Below are 19829 nucleotides of genomic sequence, written 5' to 3'. Positions count from 1 at the left end.
ATGGTCGGGATGCCTGAAAAAGCCCTCGGCCTGGTACCGGAAGTAACATGTTGGAACTTGATGGAATGTGAAACGGTCGTTATAGTGCCGCTTCCGGTGCCCTTTGAGCACCGAACCGGCGCATCAAAATACGGTCGCTCTGCAGCCTTCAAGCTTATCGGTGCAATAGCGTGCCGATACCGATGTGAATTGTTCCCCTGACCGGAACAGCAATGTGGCAGGTGGAGACCTTGCCCTCACTCATAAAAAGCGCTCTGTTAGAGCGCAGCTCGAGATGCATAGGCTGTATTACTTTTTGCTTCAAAATTAAAGGAAATCGCAATGAAAAAAACTCTGATCACCCTGGCAGTTCTGGCAGCAGCCACTGGCGTAGCCCAAGCTCAATCGAGCGTTGTTATCTACGGTACCGTTGACGCTGGTTTCGTCAGCGAGCGCGGCGGCGCAGCCGGCACCACCAACAAAGTAGACAGCGGCATTGCTTCGGCTTCCCGTCTGGGCTTCAAAGGCACCGAAGATCTGGGCAACGGCCTGTCGGCTCTGTTCGTTCTGGAAGCTGGTTTCGGTGTTGACAGCGGCTCGCAAGGTAAAAACGAAGCCCTGTTCGGTCGTCAATCGTACGTAGGTCTGAGCAGCAAAACGACCGGTACCCTGACCCTGGGTCGTCAATACACGCCTTGGTACAACACCCTGTCGAAAGTTGCTGATCCATTCGCAGTGGGCTACGCTGGTTCCGCCAAGAACCTGTTCCCAGCGAACACCCGCACCAGCAACACCGTGCTGTACACCTCGCCAAACTTCAACGGCTTTGACGCTGATGTGGCTTACACCTTCGGCGAACAAGCTGATTCGAACAAATACGGCCGTCAAATCGGCGCGTCGGCTGGCTACTCGAACGGTCCTTTGAACGCACGTCTGGCTTACAACACCACCAGCAACGAATCCGCTATCAGCAACAAAGGTAGCGCACGTAACTGGTTGGCTGCAGCTAACTACGACTTCGCAGTTGCCAAGGCTTTCCTGGCATACGGCGTCAACAAAGGCGACAACAGCGCAACCTACAACTCGGGTCTGAGCAACACCAACGCAGTTGTTGCTGGTCAAGCTTTCGGCACCACCGGCAGCCTGAACGCCTACGGCTACCGCGCCGCTGCTCCTAGCACCGACAGCGCTAACCTGCTGGTCGGCGCAACCGTACCAGTTGGCCCAGCTGGCACCGTGATGGCTTCGTACATCAAGACCAACGACAAAGGTATCGCTAACGCTGATGCTGATCAATGGGCACTGGGTTACTCCTACGCTCTGTCGAAGCGCACGAGCACCTACGCTTCGTACGCCAAGATCAAGAACAAAAACGGCGCAGCTTACACCGTTGGTAACAACAGCAACATCGGTTCGGGCGACAAAGCCTTCAACGTTGGTGTTCGTCACTCGTTCTAATATTCGCGCAAGCGAAGCTTAGTACCGCTGCCAGCATCCCTTCGGGGATGCTGATAAGCAAGGAAACGCGCTGTCTGGCTTCGGCCTGGCGGCGCGTTTTTGCATGTGCGGCGCCAGTTATAATGACGCCGTTACTCAAGTAAAGGAATGCCATGTATTCATTCACCTCGCCGCGCCTGGCCGCCTTGCTGGCCGCGCTGCTGCTTGCTGGCGCCACGGGCGCCGCTGTCGCTGCCGTCAAGGGCAAGAAGCCGGCTGGACTGGAGCGCTACGGCGTGGCCGTCTACTCCGACCTGTGCCTGCAAAAGGATAGCGGCGAAATCGGCGGCCAGCGCGTGACGCTGCACCGCTTTGCCGAAGCCGATTCCGTCATCTATGAATTCACGGCCGGCGCCCTGAGCTGGCCCATCGTGGCCAACGACGTCAACCTGGACGCCGCCACGGGCGCCTTCGATTTCACTATCGCCGGCGCCGACAGCGAAGAGCGCACCATCGTCGGCAAGTTTTCCAAAGATGGCCAGACCCTGACCCTGGAAGGCGATTACTGCGGCGGCAACGTGCGCATGCCGATGAAACTGAGCCGCGTGCGCGATTTCGGCCGTCCCCTGAAGCATTGCACGCCATGCCCGCCGGTGCCGCAAGCGCCCGCCGAGGCAGCGCCTGCCGAGGAAAGCGCGCCCGTGCCCGCCGCCTGAGCGATTGCTGCGGTTAAAAAGAAAAAGGCCCGGTATCGACCGGGCCTTTGTTATTTCTCGCCTTGCAGGAGGCTTATTTGGCGGCCTGCGCCTTTTCCGCCGTGGCGCGGATGGTGGCCAGCGTCGCGTTCGGCGTGATCAGGTTGCCGTCGTAGCGCAGCTCGATCAAGGCCGGCAAGTTGTTGGCCTTGGCGTGCGCCAGCGCCCGTTGCAGGGCAGGGGCGAACTCTTCTGTCGTATTCACCACTTCGCCATGCGCGCCATACGCTTGCGCCAACGCCGCAAAATCCGGATTGTGCAGGGTCGTGCCCGACACGCGGCCCGGGTAGTCGCGCTCCTGGTGCATGCGGATGGTGCCGAACATCTGGTTATTGAAGACGATGATGATCACACCTGCCTGGTATTGCACGGCCGTGGCCAGCTCCTGGCCATTCATCATGTATTCGCCATCGCCGGCGAACGTGATCACGGTGCGCTCCGGGTGTACGATCTTCGCCGCCACGCCGGACGGCACGCCGTAGCCCATGGCGCCGTTGGTTGGTGCCAGCTGGGTGCGCATGCCGCCGTAGCGATAGAAGCGGTGCGCCCACGAGGCGTAATTGCCGGCGCCGTTCGTCAGGATGGTGTCAGCGGGGGCCTGCGCCATGATTTCTTGCGTGACTTGCCACAGGTCCAGCGGCGCCTGGCCATCCTGGAAGATGGGCGGGCGCTCCTGGTAGGCGGCCAGCTCGGCCTTGGCTTCGGCTGGCGTATGCTGCCAGGCGGACGCATCGACGGGCGCCATGGCGGCCAGCATGGCGCAGACTTGCGGCATGCCGCTGTTGATCATCAGCTCGGCCTGGTAAACGCTGCCCAGTTCCTCGGCATCCGTATGGATGTGCACCAGGCGCTGGCGCGGCACGGGCGAGTCGAGCAGGGTGTAACCGCCCGTCGTCATTTCGCCCAGGCGCGGGCCGATGGCGATGACCAGGTCGGCGTTTTTCACGCGCGCGGCCAGTTTCGGGTTGATGCCGATGCCGACGTCGCCGATGTAGTTCGGGTGGGCATTGTCGAGCAAGTCCTGGAAGCGGAAGGCGCAGGCGACGGGCAGGTGGTTGGCTTCAGCGAACTGCTGCAGGTCGGCGCACGCTTGCGGCGTCCAGGTGGTACCGCCCAGCAAGACCAGCGGCTGCTTCGCGGTCGCCAGCATGCCGCGCAACTGCTGCAGCTGGGCGTCCGATGGCGCCGCCTGCACGGGCTGGTAGGCGCGCGTGTCGGCCACCGTGGCTAGCGCAATGAGCATGTCTTCCGGCAGGGCCAGCACGACGGGGCCGGGACGGCCGCTGGTGGCAACCTGGAAGGCGCGCGCCAGGTATTCGGGAATGCGCTCGGCGCGGTCGATCTGCGCCACCCACTTGGCCATCTGGCCGTACATGCGACGGTAGTCGATTTCCTGGAATGCTTCGCGGTCGACGAAATCATTGCCCACCTGGCCGATGAACAGGATCATCGGCGTGGAATCCTGGTAGGCCGTGTGCACGCCGATCGAGGCGTTGGTGGCGCCCGGTCCCCGCGTGACGAAGCAGATGCCCGGCTTGCCCGTCAGCTTGCCGTAGGCTTCGGCCATGAAGGCGGCGCCGCCTTCCTGGCGGTTGATGATGAAGCGGATGCCCGAATCGTGCAGGGCGTCGAGTACGTCGAGGTAGCTTTCGCCAGGCACGCCAAAGGCGGTGTCGACGCCGTGGATCTGCAGGGCATCGACCAGGATCTGGCCGCCGGTACGGGGTTGTTGCGTCATGTTCGGCTCTTTATATTCTAGTGGGTGGCAAAGAAATGGGGCAAGCGGTGCGCATGCGCCTGCATGCAAGCAGCTTGCCTCATTCTATGTGAGCCGATTTGGCCCGGCTTTTGAAATGGCGACACCGAATTACACAATCCCCCGGGCCGGGACCCGACGAGGGGCCCGGAGAGCGGTGTCGCGCGTGCACAGGCCTTTTTGCAGAAACATGCTGCGGCGCGGTACAATGGCGGGTGAAGCAGGCCAGACAGTCGCTGGCCGGCGCAGCAATGCGCTGGCGGGAGGAAGGTCCGGACTCCATAGAGCGGGGTGACGGTTAACGGCCGTCCGTCGAAAGCCGCAAGGTATAAGGCGAGGAATAGGGCCACAGAGACGAGCGTATTAAGTTACGGTGAAACGCGGTAACCTCCACCTGGTGCAATTTCAAATAGGCACGCGATGATGCTGCTCGCGGAGCGTGCGGGTAGAAAGCTTGAGCGCCCGAGTAATCTGGCGCCTAGAGGAATGACTGTCATAGCGCCAACCTGCAAGGGAAGGCGCCGTAACAAAATCCGGCCTACCGGCCTGCTTCACTTGAATTCCTGTTTCCTGGCTTGCCAGGGAGCGTATCGCCCGCAGCGTTTTTCATGCTGTGCGCCGCCCAAAAAGCCCCCGCAACGGGGCTTTTTTTGTATCTAAAAATATAGCATCCGCGATAAAGTTGTATAGACAACTAAAAATGAACAATTGGTTAAAGTTTCCTGGTTACAATTAATTGCTGCGTTGCAAAAATAGTTTTCCTGCGACAGGCCAGGCCCGGAAAACAGGGGCGATACGCGCCAAGGATGATTTTCTTTTGCTTTAAACCAAGTCTTTTCCGATGCTTGATTGCTGTTGTGTCCGGATGACGAAACTATTGTCATGCGTCAACTAACTGTAAAAAATTCAATTTTTTGATTTCGTTTTTTTCGATGTTTACGGTAGGAAAACACATGTGTGCAGATGAGGTAGCACATTCACTATCTTTCATAAGTATCTAATTTATCGATATATTTTTATTTGAGACTCCTTCAACGATATGCGCTAAGTCCTTAATTTCATTAATAAAATTCCTGTTTTGCCAATCGGAAACCGCTTGACCACTATCTTTGCTTCCTCTAAAGTGGGCAACTGTGTGAAAAAGTGTGTTTTTGTGGGAAATTTTCCCTTTTTATCGCGATGCGCAAGTATCGCAACCCAAGCTCAAAAAGGTCTTCCGTGTTTCAAGGCGCGTCCGCAATCAATCTCGATGCCAAAGGCAGGATGTCTATCCCTGCCAAGCACCGTGACGCGCTGGCGATTCAATGCGAAGGCCGCTTGACACTCACCAAACACCCCGATGGCTGCCTGCTGTTTTTTCCCCGTCCCGTGTGGGAAAGCCACCGCCAGCAAATCGCCGCCTGGCCCATGTCGGCGCGCGCCTGGCAGCGCATCTTCCTCGGCAACGCCGTCGACGTCGAGCTGGACTCGGCCGGCCGCGTGCTGATCTCGCCCGAATTGCGCAACGCCGTCGGACTGGCGCGCGAAGTGATGATGATCGGCATGGGCAGCCACTTTGAAATATGGGATGCCGCCAAGTTGGCCGACAAAGAACAGCAGGCGATCGATGCCGGCACCCCCGATGTACTTTCCAATTTTTCTTTCTAAGGCTCCGTAATGACACAACTCACGGTGCCGGAATTTCAGCATCGCACGGTGCTGCTCGATGAAGCGGTCGATGCGCTCGACCTGTCGGGCGACCGTGCGCACGGCATTTATGTCGATGGCACGTTTGGCCGCGGCGGCCATAGCCGATTGATCTTGTCGCGCCTGGCGCCCGACGCGCGCCTGATCGGCTTCGACAAGGATTTGCAAGCCATCGCCACGGCCGAACAGATCGGCGACCCCCGCTTTGAAATCGTCCACGACAGTTTTGCCACCATGACGGCCAGCCTGGCCGAACGCGGCGTGCAGCAGGTCGATGGCATCCTGCTTGACCTGGGCATCTCGTCGCCGCAAGTCGACGACGCGGCGCGCGGTTTCAGCTTCCGCAACGACGGACCGCTGGACATGCGCATGGATACCACGCGCGGCATCTCCGCGGCCGAATGGCTGGCGGTGGAAACCGAGCAGAATTTAGAGAAAGTGATACGCGATTATGGGGAAGAACGGTTTGCTTTTCAGATTGCAAAGGCGATTGTTGCTGGCCGGGCAGTCCAGCCAATTTCAAGCACACGACAGCTTGCCGGCATCGTGGCAGGCGCCGTCAAGACCCGCGAGAAGGGTAAGGACCCCGCTACCCGCACCTTTCAGGCCATACGCATTTTCATTAACAAAGAGCTCGAGGATCTCGAGATCGGTCTGAGCCAGGCGTATGCCTGCCTGGCGCCCGGCGCGCGCATGGCCGTGATCAGTTTTCACTCGCTGGAAGACCGCATGGTCAAGCGCTTCTTCGCCTCGAAGGCGAACGTGGAGCAGCCTGACCGCCGTCTGCCGATCCGCGCGGTCGATTTGCCGCAGCCGGAAATGAAGCTGATTTCGAAGATGAAGCCGTCCGACGCCGAGATCGAGGGCAATCCGCGCTCGCGTTCGGCCGTGATGCGCGTGGCGCAGCGTTTGCCCATTCCAGTTCGTGGCGGCGCCCGATGACTGGCAAGCTGTGTGTCGTGCTGTCGGCCCTGCTGGTGTGCTGCGGCCTGTCGCTGGTGAATGCGCAGTATCAGTCGCGCCACTTGCTGATCGACCTGGAGCGCGCGCAAGCGCTGTCGCGCCAGCTCGACATCGACTGGGCGCAACTGCAGCTGGACCAGTCCACTTTGGGCAAGCATGAACGCATCGAATCGATCGCGCGGCGCGACCTGAGCATGACGCCGCTGACGGCGGCGCGTACGCAATACCTGACGGAGGGCGAATAATGAAGTTGGGCGGTAATAGCAACGGCCGGGTGGCGGCATCGAAAGGCGTGCCATTCTCGAAGAACCCCGTACTGGCGGTGCGTCTGCCCGTCTGGCGTTCGCGCGTCGTGCTGTTCCTGCTGTTCTTCGCTTTCGCCGGCCTGGGCGCGCGCGCCCTGTGGCTGCAGGGCGTATCGACGCAGTTCCTGCAAAAGCAGGGCAAGGCGCGCTATGAGCGCACCCTGGAATTGCCGGCCACGCGCGGCAAGATCACCGACCGCAATGGCCAGGTGCTCGCTTCGTCCGTTCCCGTGAAAGCCATCTGGGCCATTCCCGACGACGTGCTGCAGGCATCGCCGGAAAAAATCAATGCGCTGGCCGGCCTGCTGGAAATGAATGTCAACGAATTGCGCAAGAAACTCGATTCGGACCGCAGCTTCGTCTACCTGAAACGCCAGGTCGAGATGGACGTGGCCGACAAGATTTCCAAGCTGGGCATCGACGGCATCGACGAGCGCAAGGAATACAAGCGCTTCTATCCACAGGGCGAAGTGATGACCCACGTGGTGGGCTTTACCAACGTGGAAGACGTGGGCCAGGAAAGCATGGAACTGGCGCAGCAGAAAACCCTCGTCGGCACCACCGGCAGCCGCCGTGTGATCAAAGACCGCCTGGGCCACATCGTCGAAGACATCGGCTTCATCCACGAACCGCATGACGGCAAGGACCTGACCCTGTCCGTCGACAGCAAAATCCAGTACATCGCCTTCACGCAGCTGAAGGAAGCGGTGGAGAAATTCAACGCCAAGGCTGGCGGCGCCGTGGTGCTCGACGTGCACACGGGCGAAGTGCTGGCCCTGGCCAATTACCCGAGCTACGACCCGAACGACCGCCGCAAGCTGACGGGCCAGCAGCTGCGCAACCGCGTCATGACCGATACTTTTGAGCCCGGTTCGACCCTGAAGCCGATCACGGTGTCACTGGCGCTCGATACGGGCCGCGTCAAGCCGGGCACCCTGATCGACACGGGCCCGGGGCGCTATACCATCGCCGATCGCACGATCACGGACACCAAGCCGCACGGCGTGATCAATGTCTCGGAAATCATCGAGATGTCGTCGAACATCGGCACCTCGAAAATCGCGCTGGGCATGCCGTCGCAGGAAATGTGGGAAATGTTTACCAAGGTCGGCTTCGGCCAGCAGCCGAAATGGGGCTTCCCTGGCGCCGTGGCCGGCCGCGTGCGTCCGTATAAATCGTGGCGCCCGGTGGAGCAGGCCACCATGAGCTACGGTAACGGCATTTCCGTGTCGCTGATCCAGCTGGCACGCTCTTATATGATGTTCGCGCGTGATGGCGACACGATTCCCCTGTCATTCCAGAAGGTCAATGAACTGCCCGTGGGCCAGCAAGTGATCAAGCCGAAGACGGCCGCCGAAATGCGCGCCATGCTGGAACTCGTGGTCTCCGGCGCGCACGGCTCGGCCAAGCGCGCCCAGGTTGCCGGCTACCGCGTGGGCGGCAAGACGGGTACCGCCTATAAAGTGGAAAACGGCCGCTACGCGATGCCGCGCAAATACATCGGCTCGTTCGTGGGCATGGTGCCGATGTCGGCGCCGCGCTTCATCATTGCCGTAATGATCGATGAACCGACCGGCCCCGCCCACTATGGTGGCCAGGTTGCCGCTCCCGCTTTCGCGGCGATTGCGACCAACGCGCTGCGCGCGATGAACGTACCGCCCGATTCCTCCGTTACCGAAATCGTGGTCCCGGCCAATGCCGGCCCGGAGGCCATGTGAAGTCACTCATGACCATACAAGACATCAGTTTGTGGATCAAAGCGGCTGCCCCGTCCGGGCAGCTGACGTCCGATTCGCGCCGCGTGCAGCGCGGCGACGTGTTTTTCGCCTACGCGGGCGCCACCCATTTCATCGACGCCGCCATCGAGCAGGGCGCCGCCGCCATCGTGCATGATGCCGTCGAGTGGAACGCCGCATGGGCCGTGCCGCACCTGCTGGTCAGCGACCTGAAACGCCTGGCCGGTCCCGTGGCGCATGCTTTCTACGACATGCCCGACAGCGCCATGTTCAGCGCCGGCGTGACGGGCACGAATGGCAAGACATCGTGCGCGCTGTGGCTGGCGCAAGCCCTGGCGCGCCTGGGCGAAACCTCGTCCGTCATCGGGACCCTGGGCGTGGGCTTGTGCAAGCCGCGCGGCGCCATCGAATTCGACGTCACCGGCTACACCACGCCGGACGCCGTGCTGCTGGCGCGCAAACTGGCCGCCATGCGCGACGCTGGCGCCAAGGCTGTTGCCATCGAAGTGTCGTCGATCGGTCTGGACCAGGACCGCGCGGCCGGCATGCATTTTGATGTCGCCATGTTTACCAATCTGACGCGCGACCACCTCGACTACCATGGCGACATGGCGGCCTACGAGGCGGCCAAGGTCAAACTGTTCGACTGGCCCGGCCTGAAAACGGCCGTCATCAATCTGGATGACGCCATGGGCTTGCGCCTGGCGCGCCACGTGGATGGCAGGCTGGCCGGTGATTACCCGGTCATCGGCTACACCTTGCAGGACGCGGCCAGCTTGCCCGATCTGCCTGGCGTGCTGATGCTGCGCGCCAGCCAGTTCCGCAGCCGCCATGCCGGCACCGACTTCCACCTGGAATGCGCGCTGGGCGTGGCGCTGGTCAAGACGCAGCTGGTGGGCCACTTCAATATCAGCAACGCGCTGGCCGTGCTGGGCGCCTTGCTGGCGCACGGCACCGGCCTGCGCGCCGCCATCGACGGCATCGAATCCCTGCAGCCGGCCCCCGGCCGCATGCAGCAGGTGGGCGGCCAGGAAGCGCCGATGGTCGTCATCGATTACGCGCATACGCCGGACGCGCTGGAAAAGACCCTGGCTGCCTTGCGCCAGGTGGCGCAGGAGCGGGGCGGCCAGCTGTGGTGCGTGTTCGGTTGCGGCGGCGACCGCGATCCGGGCAAGCGTCCGCAGATGGGCGCCATCGCGCAGCTGGCCGATCACGTGCTGGTCACCAGCGACAATCCGCGCAGCGAAGATCCGCACGCCATCATCGCGCAGATCGTCGCCGGCATGCGTGCCGACGGTCCGCAGCCGCAAGCCATCGAAGACCGTGCCGGCGCCATTTTGTCGGCCATCAAGCACGCGGCCAAGCCGGACGTGATCCTGTTGGCGGGCAAGGGGCATGAGCCATACCAGGAAATCAAGGGCAAGAAACTGCCGTTCTCCGATGCCGACCATGCGCAGCTGGCCTTGTCCGCGCGCCTGACGATGATGAGGACGAACTGATGGATAGCCTGATGCACGCAAGCCTGCTTGAACTGATGCCGTCGCTGGACGGCGCGCAGCTGACGGGCGATGCATCCTTTGATGGCGTCTCCACCGACAGCCGCAGCGCCCAGGCCGGCTCGCTCTTCGTTGCCCTGCGCGGCGAGAGTTTTGATGCCCACGATTTTCTCGATCAGGTGGCTGCGCGCGGCGTCGCCGCCGTGGTGGTCGAGCGCCTGCCCGAAGGCTGGGACAGCGCCACGGTGCCCGCCATCGTGGTGGCCGATACCTTGGTTGCGCTGGGCCGCATCGCCAACCATTGGCGCGGTCGCTTCAATTTACCCGTCATCGGCGTCACCGGCAGCAATGGCAAGACCACTGTCAAGGAAATGATTGCGGCCATCCTGGCGGCGGCCTTTGGCGAAGAAGGCCGTTTGGCCACGCGCGGCAACCTGAATAATGAAATCGGCGTGCCATTGACGCTGTTCCGCCTGAGCGCCGCGCACAAGGCGGCCGTCATCGAGATGGGCATGAACCATCCGGGAGAAATCGCCCGCCTGGCCGCGATTGCCGCGCCTACCCTGGCGATGGTCAACAACGCGCAGCGCGAGCACCAGGAATTCATGCATACGGTGGAAGCGGTGGCGCGCGAGAACGGCGCCGCGCTGGCGGCCCTGGCGCAGGACGGCGTGGCCGTCTTCCCGCATGATGATGAATTCACGCCCGTGTGGCGCGAATTGGCCGGCGCGCGCGCCGTCATCACCTTCGGCCTGTCGAAAGAGGCGGACGTGAGTTGCACGCACCGCGCGGCCGAGGATTTTGGCAGCGACCTGTTCGTCAGCGTGCGGGCGCAGGATGGCAGCTTGCGTCAGTTTTTTGTCGGCTTGCCGGCGGCGGGCGAACACAATGTGCGCAATGCGCTGGCGGCCGTGGCATGCGCGATTGGCGCCGGCATCGCGCCAGAACATATCAAGCAGGGCCTGGAGGCGTTTTCTCCCGTGAATGGCCGGCTGCAGAAAAAACGGGCCGCCAATGGCGCCACCATCATCGACGACACGTATAACGCCAATCCGGATTCGGCGCGCGCGGCCATCGATGTGCTGGCGCAGGCCGCGGCACCGCGCATCCTGGTGCTGGGCGAGATGGGCGAAGTCGGCACGCAGGGGCAGCAGTTCCACGAAGAGATCGGCGCCTACGCCGCCGCCAAAGGCATTGAACACGTGCTGGCGACGGGCGGACTGGCGCGCCATCTGGTGAATCCGGCGCAGGAAGCCGCCAGCCAGGAATCAGGCACGGTCGTGGAGTATTTCGAACAGTTCGACGGTTTGCTGGCGGCGCTCGATGCGCATTTGTCCGGCCGTTCGGATGCAACAGTATTGATCAAGGGCTCCCGTTTCATGAAGATGGAACGGGCCGTGCAGCATTTGATTGGTTCAAACAACAATAACAAGGAAGCTCACTAATCATGCTGCTCTGGCTCGCTCATTATTTCCAGGACGACATTGGCCCACTGCGGGTCTTTAACTTCATCACGTTCCGCGCCGTCTTCGCCACCCTGACGGCGATTTTGATCGGCCTGTGCGCCGGTCCCGCCGTGATCCGCATGCTTACGCGCATGAAGGTCGGCCAGGCCGTGCGTACGGACGGCCCGCAAACGCACCTGAAAAAACACGGCACTCCCACCATGGGCGGTGTGCTGATCCTCATCGCCATCGGCATTTCCACCTTGCTGTGGGCTGACCTGTCGAACCGCTTCATCTGGCCCGTGCTGATCGTCACCTTGGGTTTTGGTGCAGTCGGCTGGGCCGACGACTACCGCAAGGTGGTGCACCAGGATCCGGAAGGCATGCGCTCGCGCGAGAAATACTTCTGGCAGTCGCTGATCGGCATCGCCGCCGCGTTTTACCTGGCGTTTTCCGTCTCCATCTCCGAGCCCAATGCTGGCCAGGTATGGAATCTGATCTACGCCTGGGTGCAATCGGGCTTCGCCATGGACTTGCCGCCGAAGGCCGACCTGATCGTCCCGTTCTTCAAGACCATCAGCTATCCGCTGGGCGTATGGGGCTTTATCGCGCTGACCTATTGCGTCATCGTCGGCACCAGCAACGCCGTCAATTTCACCGATGGCCTTGACGGCCTGGCCATCATGCCCACCGTGATGGTGGGCACGGCCCTGGGCCTGTTCGCCTACCTGACGGGTAACGCCACGTATGCGCGCTACCTGTTCATCCCGCACATCCCGGGCGCCGGCGAACTGGTGATCTTCTGCGGCGCGCTGGCCGGTTCCGGCCTGGCCTTCCTCTGGTATAACACGCACCCCGCGAAAGTGTTCATGGGCGACGTGGGCGCGCTGGCACTGGGCGGTGCACTGGGCACCATCGCCGTCATCGTGCGCCAGGAAATCGTCCTGTTCATCATGGGCGGCATCTTCGTCGTCGAAACGCTGTCCGTGATCATCCAGGTCGTCTGGTTCAAGTACACCAAGAAGCGCTATGGCGCGGGCCGCCGCGTCTTCCTGATGGCGCCGTTGCATCACCATTTTGAACAAAAAGGCTGGAAGGAGACGCAGGTTGTCGTGCGTTTCTGGATCATCACCATGATGCTGGTGCTGCTCGGCCTGACCACCTTGAAGCTGCGCTGATGATGTACGACGCTAAAACCGCACTGGTACTGGGCCTCGGCGAGTCGGGGCTGGCCATGGCCCTGTGGCTGGCCCGCAGCGGTGCCTGCGTGCGCGTGGCCGATACGCGCCAGGCGCCCGAGCGCCTGGCAGCGTTGCAGGCCGCCGTGCCGCAGGCGCAGTTCATCGCCGGCGCCTTCACGGCCGAATTGCTCGATGGCGTCGATTTCGTCGCCGTCAGCCCTGGCCTGGCGCCGGGCCGCGAACTGGCGCAGATTGCGCCTGCCGCACTTGAGAAAAATATCCCCGTGTGGGGCGAGATCGAACTGTTCGCGCAGGCCCTGGCCGCGCTCAAGGCGGAACGCGGCTATGCGCCGAAAGTCATCGCCATCACGGGCACGAATGGCAAAACGACCGTCACCAGCCTGGTAGGTTTGCTGTGCGAACGCGCGGGCCTGGCTACGCGCGTGGCTGGCAATATCAGTCCCGCTGCGCTGGACGTGCTGCGCGAAGTGCTCGATGCGGAGCCTGCGCCGCAGCCTGTGGATGCGGAAGCTGAAGTGGCGGAACCCGTCGCCAGCACCTTGCCGCAGGCGTGGATCCTGGAATTGTCCAGCTTCCAGCTGCACACGACGTTCAGCCTGCAGGCCGACGCGGCCACGGTCCTGAATCTGTCGCAGGATCACCTGGACTGGCATGGCGACATGGCTGCCTATGCTGCCGACAAGGCGCGCATCTTCGGCGAGCAGACCGTGCGCATATTGAACCGCGACGACGCGGCCGTGATGCACATGGCCGACCCGCTGACCGAAACGATCACCTTCGGCACGGGCGAACCCGTGGAAGTGGACAGCTTTGGCCTAGTGAATGAACGGGGCATCTTCTGGCTGGCGCAAGCCGTGCCCAGCGAAGAAGTGGTCGAGAAAAAACGCAGGAAGAATGATCCGGCGCCGGAACCGGTGCCGACGATGGCGAAGAAACTGATGCCGGCCGACGCGCTGAAAATCCGCGGCCAGCACAATGCCTCGAATGCGCTGGCGGCGCTGGCCCTGTGCCGCGCCATCGGCTTGCCGTTCGCGCCGCTGCTGCATGGCCTGCGCGAATACCAGGGCGAGCCGCACCGCGTGGAACTGATCACGGCCGTCAATGAAGTCGAATACTACGACGACAGCAAGGGCACGAATGTGGGTGCGACGGTAGCCGCCCTGTTCGGCCTGGGCAAGGCGTTTGGCGGCGCGGAACAGCGCCTGGTGCTGATCGCCGGCGGCGATGGCAAGGGGCAGGATTTCTCGCCGCTGGCCGAACCCGTGTCGCGCTATGTGCGCGCCGTGGTGCTGATCGGCCGCGATGCGCCGGCCTTGCGCGCGGCGCTCGAGCCGGCGGGCGTGGACATCATCGATTGCGTCACCTTGCCGGAAGCCGTCAAGCGCGCCAGCGGCCTGGCGCTGGCCGGCGATGCCGTGCTGCTGTCGCCCGCCTGCGCGAGCCTGGACATGTTCAAGAACTATGCGCACCGCGCGCAGGTGTTTGTCGGCGCCGTGCGCGACATCGCCCTGGAAAACGGACAGGATATCTGATGGCCTTCCAACTGCCCTTCAGCTTTGGTTCCGGCTCGGCTGCCAAGCCGCTGGATAGCCGCGCGCGGCAGTCGAAGATGATGGACTATGACAAGCCGCTGGTGTGGGTCGTCCTGCTGCTCATGTTGCTGGGCATGGTGATGGTGTATTCGGCGTCGATCTCGCTGTCGGATGCGCGCAAGTTCGCCGCCTACACGAACAATTACTTTGTCGTGCGCCAGGCGCTGTTCATCGGTATTTCGATCGTCGTTGGCGCGCTGGTATTTCGCATCCCCGTCGCCACCTGGCAAAAGATGGCGCCGTGGTTGTTCATCGGCACCCTGGTGCTGCTGGTGATGGTCTTGATACCGGGCTTGGGCGTGTCGGTCAATGGCGGCCGCCGCTGGCTGAACCTGCCGGGCCTGCGGCCGCAGCCGTCCGAGCTGATGAAGGTGGTGATGGTGCTGTACGCGGCCGATTACACGGTGCGCAAGCAGGAGTACATGCACAAGCTGACCAAGGGCTTCATGCCGATGGCGCTGGCTGTCAGCTTCGTCGGCTTGCTGCTGCTGATGGAGCCCGATCTTGGCGCCTTCGGCGTGATCGTCTGCATCGCCATGGGCATCCTGTTTTTGGGCGGCGTGAACGCCATCTGGTTCGGCGGCATCGGCGCCATGCTGACGGCGATCTTCGTCACCATCATCGCCTTGTCGAAATTCCGCCGCGAGCGGTTTTTTGCGTATCTCGATCCGTGGCAGGAAGACAATGCGCTGAACAAGGCTTACCAGCTGACGCATTCGCTGATCGCCTTCGGACGCGGTGAATTGTTTGGCGTGGGACTGGGCGGCAGCGTGGAAAAACTGCATTATCTGCCCGAAGCGCATACGGACTTTTTGCTGGCCGTGATCGGCGAGGAGCTGGGCCTGGTGGGCGTGCTGATCGTGATCGGCATGTTCTACTGGATTATCAAGCGGGCGTTCGATATCGGCCGCCAGGCGATCGCCATCGACCAGACCTTTGCCGGCCTGACGGCGAAAGGCATCGCCATCTGGATCGGCGTGCAGACCTTCATCAACATGGGCGTGAACCTGGGCCTGCTGCCGACCAAGGGCCTGACCTTGCCCTTGATGAGTTATGGCGGCACGGGCGTACTGATTAACTGTATCGGCCTGGCGATTTTGCTGCGCATCGATTATGAAAACCGGATCCTGATGCGGGGAGGCCGGCTATGAACAGCGTGACGAACTTGAAAACGACGAAAAGACTGATGATCATGGCGGCCGGCACCGGCGGCCATATTTTCCCTGGCCTGGCGATTGCGCAGACCATGCGCGCGCGCGGCTGGGAAGTGAGCTGGCTGGGCACGACCCACGGCATGGAGCAGGAACTGGTGCCGAAAAGCGGCATTCCCATGGATGCCATCGCGTTCTCCGGCATGCGCGGCAAGGGCCTGGCGCACACGGTCAAAGGCGGCTTCAAGATGCTGGCCAGCTTTTTTGCCATCCGCCGTTTCATCGCCAGCCGAAAGCCGGACGTGGTGATGGGCATGGGCGGCTACGTCACCGTGCCGGGCGGCCTGATGGCGCGCCTGAAGGGCGTGCCGCTGGTGCTGGTCAATGCCGACGCGGCGCTGCTGCTGTCGAACAAGACCCTGGTGCCGCTGGCGCAGCAGGTGTGCTTCGGCTTTCCCGCCGATTTCGGCAGCGCCGCCGGCAAGGCCGTCGTCACCGGCAATCCCGTGCGCGCCGAGATCCTCGCCATGGCGCCGCCGGCCACGCGTTTCGCGGGCCGCAGCGGACCGTTGCGCATCCTCGTGGTGGGCGGCAGCCTGGGAGCGAAAGCGCTGAACGACAATCTGCCCGCCGCGCTGGCGCTGATGCCGGAGGGCGAACGCCCGCTGGTGACGCACCAGTCGGGCAAGAAGAATATCGACGCCCTGCATGCCGCATATGCGCAGGCGGGCGTGCAAGCCAATGTGGTCGACTTCATCGACGACATGGCCAGGGCATATACCGAGGCCGATCTGGTGATTTGCCGTGCGGGCGCCATCACCCTGTCGGAATTGACGGCGGCCGGCGTGGCCAGCGTGCTCGTGCCGCTGGTGGCGTCGACCACCAGCCATCAGCGCGACAACGCGCAATGGATGGCAAAACAAGGCGCGGCGATTCATCTGCCGCAGACGGAAATGAGTGCGGCGTCGCTGAGCACCCTGCTGGCATCGCTGAGCCGCGATACCTGCCAGCATATGGCGCAAGCGGCACTGGCAGCAGGCAAGCGCGACGCCAATGAGGCGATCGCACACGTATTGGAAAAACTGGCATGAGGTTAGCTCTGTGAAGCATAAAGTAAACAATATCCACTTTGTCGGCATTGGCGGCAGCGGCATGAGCGGCATCGCCGAAGTGCTGGTCAACCTCGGCTACAAGGTGTCGGGCTCCGACCTGGGCAGCAATGCGGCGACGCAGCGCCTGGCGAGCCTGGGCGCGACCGTCATGCTGGGCCACGCGGCCGAGAACATCGGCGACGCCGATGCGGTGGTGACGTCGGGCGCCGTCCCGCAAGACAATCCTGAAGTGGCGGCCGCGCGCGCGCGCAAGATTCCGCTGGTGCCGCGCGCCGTGATGCTCGGTGAATTGATGCGCCTGAAGCGCGGTATCGCCATCGCCGGCACGCACGGCAAGACGACGACCACCAGCCTGGTCGCTTCCGTGCTGGCGCAGGGCGGTCTCGATCCGACTTTCGTCATCGGCGGCCGCCTGACCAGCGCCGGCGCGAACGCCAAGCTGGGCTCGGGCGACTACCTGGTAGCCGAAGCCGATGAATCGGATGCCTCGTTCCTGAACCTGACGCCGATGATCGAAGTGATCACGAATATCGACGCCGATCACATGGACACCTACGAGCACGATTTCGAAAAGCTCAAGCAGGCTTTCGTGCAGTTCACGCACCGCTTGCCTTTCTATGGCCGCGCCATGCTGTGCATCGACGATCCGCACGTGCGCGCCATCATCCCGTCCGTCACCAAGCCCGTGACCACCTACGGTTTCGCGGAAGACGCGCAGGTGCGCGCCATCAACGCGCGTGCCGTGGGCCTGGAAATGCATTTCACCGTGCTGCAGGAAGGCTATCCGGACCTCGACGTGGTGCTGAACCAGCCCGGCATGCACAATGTGCAGAATGCCTGCTCGGCGATCGCCATCGCGCGCGAAATCGGCATCGCCGACAGCGCCACGCAGCAGGGCCTGGCCGAGTTTTCCGGCGTGGGCCGGCGCTTCACGCGTTACGGCGACGTGGCGCTGCCGAACGGCGGCACTTTTGCGCTGGTCGACGATTTCGGCCACCATCCGGTGGAAACGGAAGTGACCCTGGCCGCCGCGCGCGCCGCCTATCCTGGCCGCCGCCTGGTGCTGGCGTTCCAGCCGCACCGCTACAGCCGCACGCGCGACCTGTTCGAGGATTTCGTGAAAGTGTTGGGCGCGCCCGATGTGCTGCTGCTGTCCGAAGTGTATGCGGCGGGCGAAGCGCCTATCGTCGCCGCCGACGGCCGCGCACTGGCGCATGCGCTGCGCGCGCGCGGCAAGATCGAACCGATTTTCGTCGAGTCCATGAAGGACATGGCCGACACCATCATGAGCGTGGCGCGCGACGGCGACGTCGTGCTGACCATGGGTGCCGGCTCGATCAGCGGCATCCCGCAACAACTGACAACGTATCCATCCAACACTGTAAAGGCCTGATGTGAACCAAGCTTCAGCTATCGACGTAAAACAATTGGGCAAGGTCGGCGTCCTGTTCGGCGGCAGCTCGGCCGAGCGCGAAGTGTCGCTGATGTCCGGCACGGGCGTGCTGGCCGCTTTGACAAGCCGCGGCGTGGACGCGCACGCGTTCGACACGGGCGAACGCAGCCTGGCCGAACTGGCCGCTGAACAATTCGACCGCGTCTTCATCGCGCTGCACGGCCGCTTCGGCGAAGACGGCAGCCTGCAGGGCGCGCTGGAGCAGCTGGGCATTCCCTACACGGGCAGCGGCGTGATGGCCTGCGCGGTGGGCATGGACAAGGTTTACACCAAGATGATCTGGCTGATGCACCAGCTGCCAACGCCAAAGTACGCGGTGCTCGATGACAGCTCCGACCTGGCCAAGGTCGCCGCGGAACTGGGCTTGCCGCTGATCGTCAAGCCGCCGCATGAAGGTTCGAGCATCGGCATCACGACGGTCAACCAAGCATCGGCCTTCCAGGCGGCCTACGACATCGCCGCCGGCCTCGATGATTCGGTGCTGGCCGAGGAGTTCATCAAGGGCCGCGAGTTCACCGTCGCGATCCTGGGCAAGGGCGCCACTGCGCGCGCGCTGCCGCCGATCGAGATCGTCGCGCCGCAAGGCAATTACGATTACCAGAACAAGTATTTCACGGACGATACGCAGTATTTCTGCCCGCCGCAGCTGGACCCGGCGATCGTGGCGGAGATGGAGCGCATCGCCGTGGCAGCCTACCGCGCCCTCGGCTGCGAAGGCTGGGGACGTGTGGACGTGCTGATGCGCGCGGCCGACAGCAAGCTGTTTTTGCTGGAAGTGAATACCTCGCCCGGCATGACGGGCCACTCGCTCGTGCCGATGGCGGCGCGCGCGGTGGGCATCAGCTATGAAGACCTGTGCCTGGAAATCGTCGCTGGCGCGCGTCTGAAAATGCACAAGGGACAGCGCTGATATGTGGCATGACGCTAAAAGCCTCAATACGACTGCCAACGGCTTGCTGGCCGCGGTTCTGGTCGTGTGCGTGGCCGCCGGCGTCTGGTGGGTGTCGCAGCGTCCCATGTTCGACCTGCGCACGATCAAGGTGGAAAGCGCGGACGACAAAGGCCTGCGCCACGTGAATTACCTGACCCTGCGTAGCGGCACTTTGGGCCGCATCAAGGGCAATTTCTTCACGACCAACCTGGAAAGCGTGCGCGGCGTGTTCGAATCGGTGCCCTGGGTACGCCGTGCCAGCGTGCGGCGCGAGTGGCCGAACCAGCTGATCGTGGCGCTGGAAGAACACGAAGCGCTGGGCACCTGGGGCGAGGATGGACGCCTGCTGTCGGTCAAGGGCGACGTGTTTACGGCGAATGTGGCCGAAGCCGAAGACGACCATGAGTTGCCTGCGTTTGCCGGCCCCGATGGCAGCGAAAAGGAAGTACTGGCTACCTACGTGCAGCTGGCAAAGTGGTTTGCGCCGCTGAAGATGGTGCCGGAAACCCTGTCGCTGTCGAGCCGCTATGCGTGGACCGTGAAACTGGATAACGGCATGAGCGTGGCGCTGGGGCGCGAGCAGAATCACACGACCCTGAAAGCGCGGGTCGACCGGCTGGTGGGTATTTATCCGCAGCTGGCGAGCCGGCTGGAAAATATCGACACGATCGATATGCGCTACCAGAATGGCCTGGCGCTCAGTTCCGCCGGCCTGGTGATACCGGCCGAAGGCAAGGATGGAAAGCCAGTCATGAAGAAGAAAAACAGCAGTCCGATTAAAAAACCGACGTAACCCAATAATTTTAATTTATAGCCCATACAGTAGGCGA

The 19829-nt window shown here is 62.5% G+C and carries 16 protein-coding genes and 1 other RNA gene; 16 read left to right on the top strand and 1 reads right to left on the bottom strand.

What is annotated here, in order from left to right; genetic code table 11:
* Window positions 1–321: 321 nt before the first annotated feature.
* Both CSQ92_RS24310 and CSQ92_RS24305 read left to right on the top strand, forming a co-directional pair.
* The gene (locus CSQ92_RS24310; RefSeq protein WP_092612962.1) at window positions 322–1437 is read left to right on the top strand and encodes a porin; all 1116 of its coding nucleotides are present in this window, start codon (window positions 322–324) and stop codon (window positions 1435–1437) included.
* 152 nt (window positions 1438–1589) lie between these two features.
* Window positions 1590–2132 (top strand): hypothetical protein, encoded by a 543-nt coding sequence (locus CSQ92_RS24305; RefSeq protein ID WP_070258846.1) that lies wholly within the window; start codon window positions 1590–1592, stop codon window positions 2130–2132.
* Between the two features lie 73 nt (window positions 2133–2205).
* Here the strand turns inward: CSQ92_RS24305 and CSQ92_RS24300 are convergent, their stop codons facing one another.
* Window positions 2206–3909 (bottom strand): thiamine pyrophosphate-binding protein, encoded by a 1704-nt coding sequence (locus tag CSQ92_RS24300; protein WP_099395637.1) that lies wholly within the window; start codon window positions 3907–3909, stop codon window positions 2206–2208.
* Between the two features lie 235 nt (window positions 3910–4144).
* On the opposite strand from CSQ92_RS24300, the gene rnpB reads away from it, so the two are divergent.
* The 14 genes from rnpB to CSQ92_RS24230 all read left to right on the top strand — a co-directional run bounded on the left by rnpB (window position 4145) and on the right by CSQ92_RS24230 (window position 19792).
* An RNA gene (gene rnpB / locus CSQ92_RS24295) (RNase P RNA component class A) lies at window positions 4145–4484 on the top strand.
* A 661-nt stretch (window positions 4485–5145) separates the two neighbouring features.
* The gene (mraZ, locus tag CSQ92_RS24290) at window positions 5146–5574 is read left to right on the top strand and encodes a division/cell wall cluster transcriptional repressor MraZ (protein WP_034748899.1); all 429 of its coding nucleotides are present in this window, start codon (window positions 5146–5148) and stop codon (window positions 5572–5574) included.
* Between the two features lie 9 nt (window positions 5575–5583).
* Window positions 5584–6555: a 16S rRNA (cytosine(1402)-N(4))-methyltransferase RsmH gene (gene rsmH, locus CSQ92_RS24285; RefSeq protein ID WP_070258850.1), complete on the top strand. Its 972-nt coding sequence runs from the start codon at window positions 5584–5586 to the stop codon at window positions 6553–6555.
* Window positions 6552–6821, top strand: coding sequence for a cell division protein FtsL (ftsL, locus tag CSQ92_RS24280; RefSeq protein ID WP_034748894.1), 270 nt, complete (start codon window positions 6552–6554; stop codon window positions 6819–6821). Before rsmH ends, ftsL begins: the two co-directional genes overlap by 4 nt.
* Window positions 6821–8599, top strand: a complete 1779-nt coding sequence (locus tag CSQ92_RS24275) for a peptidoglycan D,D-transpeptidase FtsI family protein (protein ID WP_034748891.1) — start codon at window positions 6821–6823, stop codon at window positions 8597–8599. The genes ftsL and CSQ92_RS24275 overlap by 1 nt, the downstream gene beginning before the upstream one ends.
* 8 nt (window positions 8600–8607) lie before the next feature.
* On the top strand, window positions 8608–10116 hold the full coding sequence (locus CSQ92_RS24270) for a UDP-N-acetylmuramoyl-L-alanyl-D-glutamate--2,6-diaminopimelate ligase (RefSeq protein WP_099395636.1): 1509 nt from the start codon (window positions 8608–8610) through the stop codon (window positions 10114–10116).
* A gap of 11 nt (window positions 10117–10127) precedes the next feature.
* Complete coding sequence (locus tag CSQ92_RS24265; RefSeq protein ID WP_099395713.1) at window positions 10128–11558, top strand: UDP-N-acetylmuramoyl-tripeptide--D-alanyl-D-alanine ligase; 1431 nt, start codon at window positions 10128–10130, stop codon at window positions 11556–11558.
* A 2-nt stretch (window positions 11559–11560) separates the two neighbouring features.
* Window positions 11561–12736, top strand: a complete 1176-nt coding sequence (mraY, locus tag CSQ92_RS24260; RefSeq protein ID WP_034784967.1) for a phospho-N-acetylmuramoyl-pentapeptide-transferase — start codon at window positions 11561–11563, stop codon at window positions 12734–12736.
* Entirely contained in the window at window positions 12736–14292 is a 1557-nt protein-coding gene (murD, locus tag CSQ92_RS24255) for a UDP-N-acetylmuramoyl-L-alanine--D-glutamate ligase (RefSeq protein ID WP_099395635.1), read from the top strand. The genes mraY and murD overlap by 1 nt, the downstream gene beginning before the upstream one ends.
* Window positions 14292–15503 (top strand): putative lipid II flippase FtsW, encoded by a 1212-nt coding sequence (gene ftsW / locus CSQ92_RS24250; RefSeq protein ID WP_034784970.1) that lies wholly within the window; start codon window positions 14292–14294, stop codon window positions 15501–15503. Before murD ends, ftsW begins: the two co-directional genes overlap by 1 nt.
* A complete protein-coding gene (gene murG / locus CSQ92_RS24245) occupies window positions 15500–16594 on the top strand; it encodes an undecaprenyldiphospho-muramoylpentapeptide beta-N-acetylglucosaminyltransferase (protein WP_071653277.1) in 1095 nt (364 codons plus the stop codon). The genes ftsW and murG overlap by 4 nt, the downstream gene beginning before the upstream one ends.
* A gap of 10 nt (window positions 16595–16604) precedes the next feature.
* Entirely contained in the window at window positions 16605–18008 is a 1404-nt protein-coding gene (gene murC, locus CSQ92_RS24240; RefSeq protein ID WP_034784971.1) for a UDP-N-acetylmuramate--L-alanine ligase, read from the top strand.
* A gap of 1 nt (window position 18009) precedes the next feature.
* Window positions 18010–18978, top strand: a complete 969-nt coding sequence (locus CSQ92_RS24235) for a D-alanine--D-alanine ligase (protein ID WP_052140373.1) — start codon at window positions 18010–18012, stop codon at window positions 18976–18978.
* A gap of 1 nt (window position 18979) precedes the next feature.
* Window positions 18980–19792 (top strand): cell division protein FtsQ/DivIB, encoded by an 813-nt coding sequence (locus CSQ92_RS24230; RefSeq protein ID WP_034784973.1) that lies wholly within the window; start codon window positions 18980–18982, stop codon window positions 19790–19792.
* Window positions 19793–19829: the final 37 nt, after the last annotated feature.

This window comes from Janthinobacterium sp. BJB446 (assembly GCF_002735655.1).
Lineage (GTDB): Bacteria > Pseudomonadota > Gammaproteobacteria > Burkholderiales > Burkholderiaceae_D > Janthinobacterium > Janthinobacterium lividum.
Note: the sequence above shows the minus strand (reverse complement) of the source record. Positions and strands in the feature narration are given on the sequence as shown.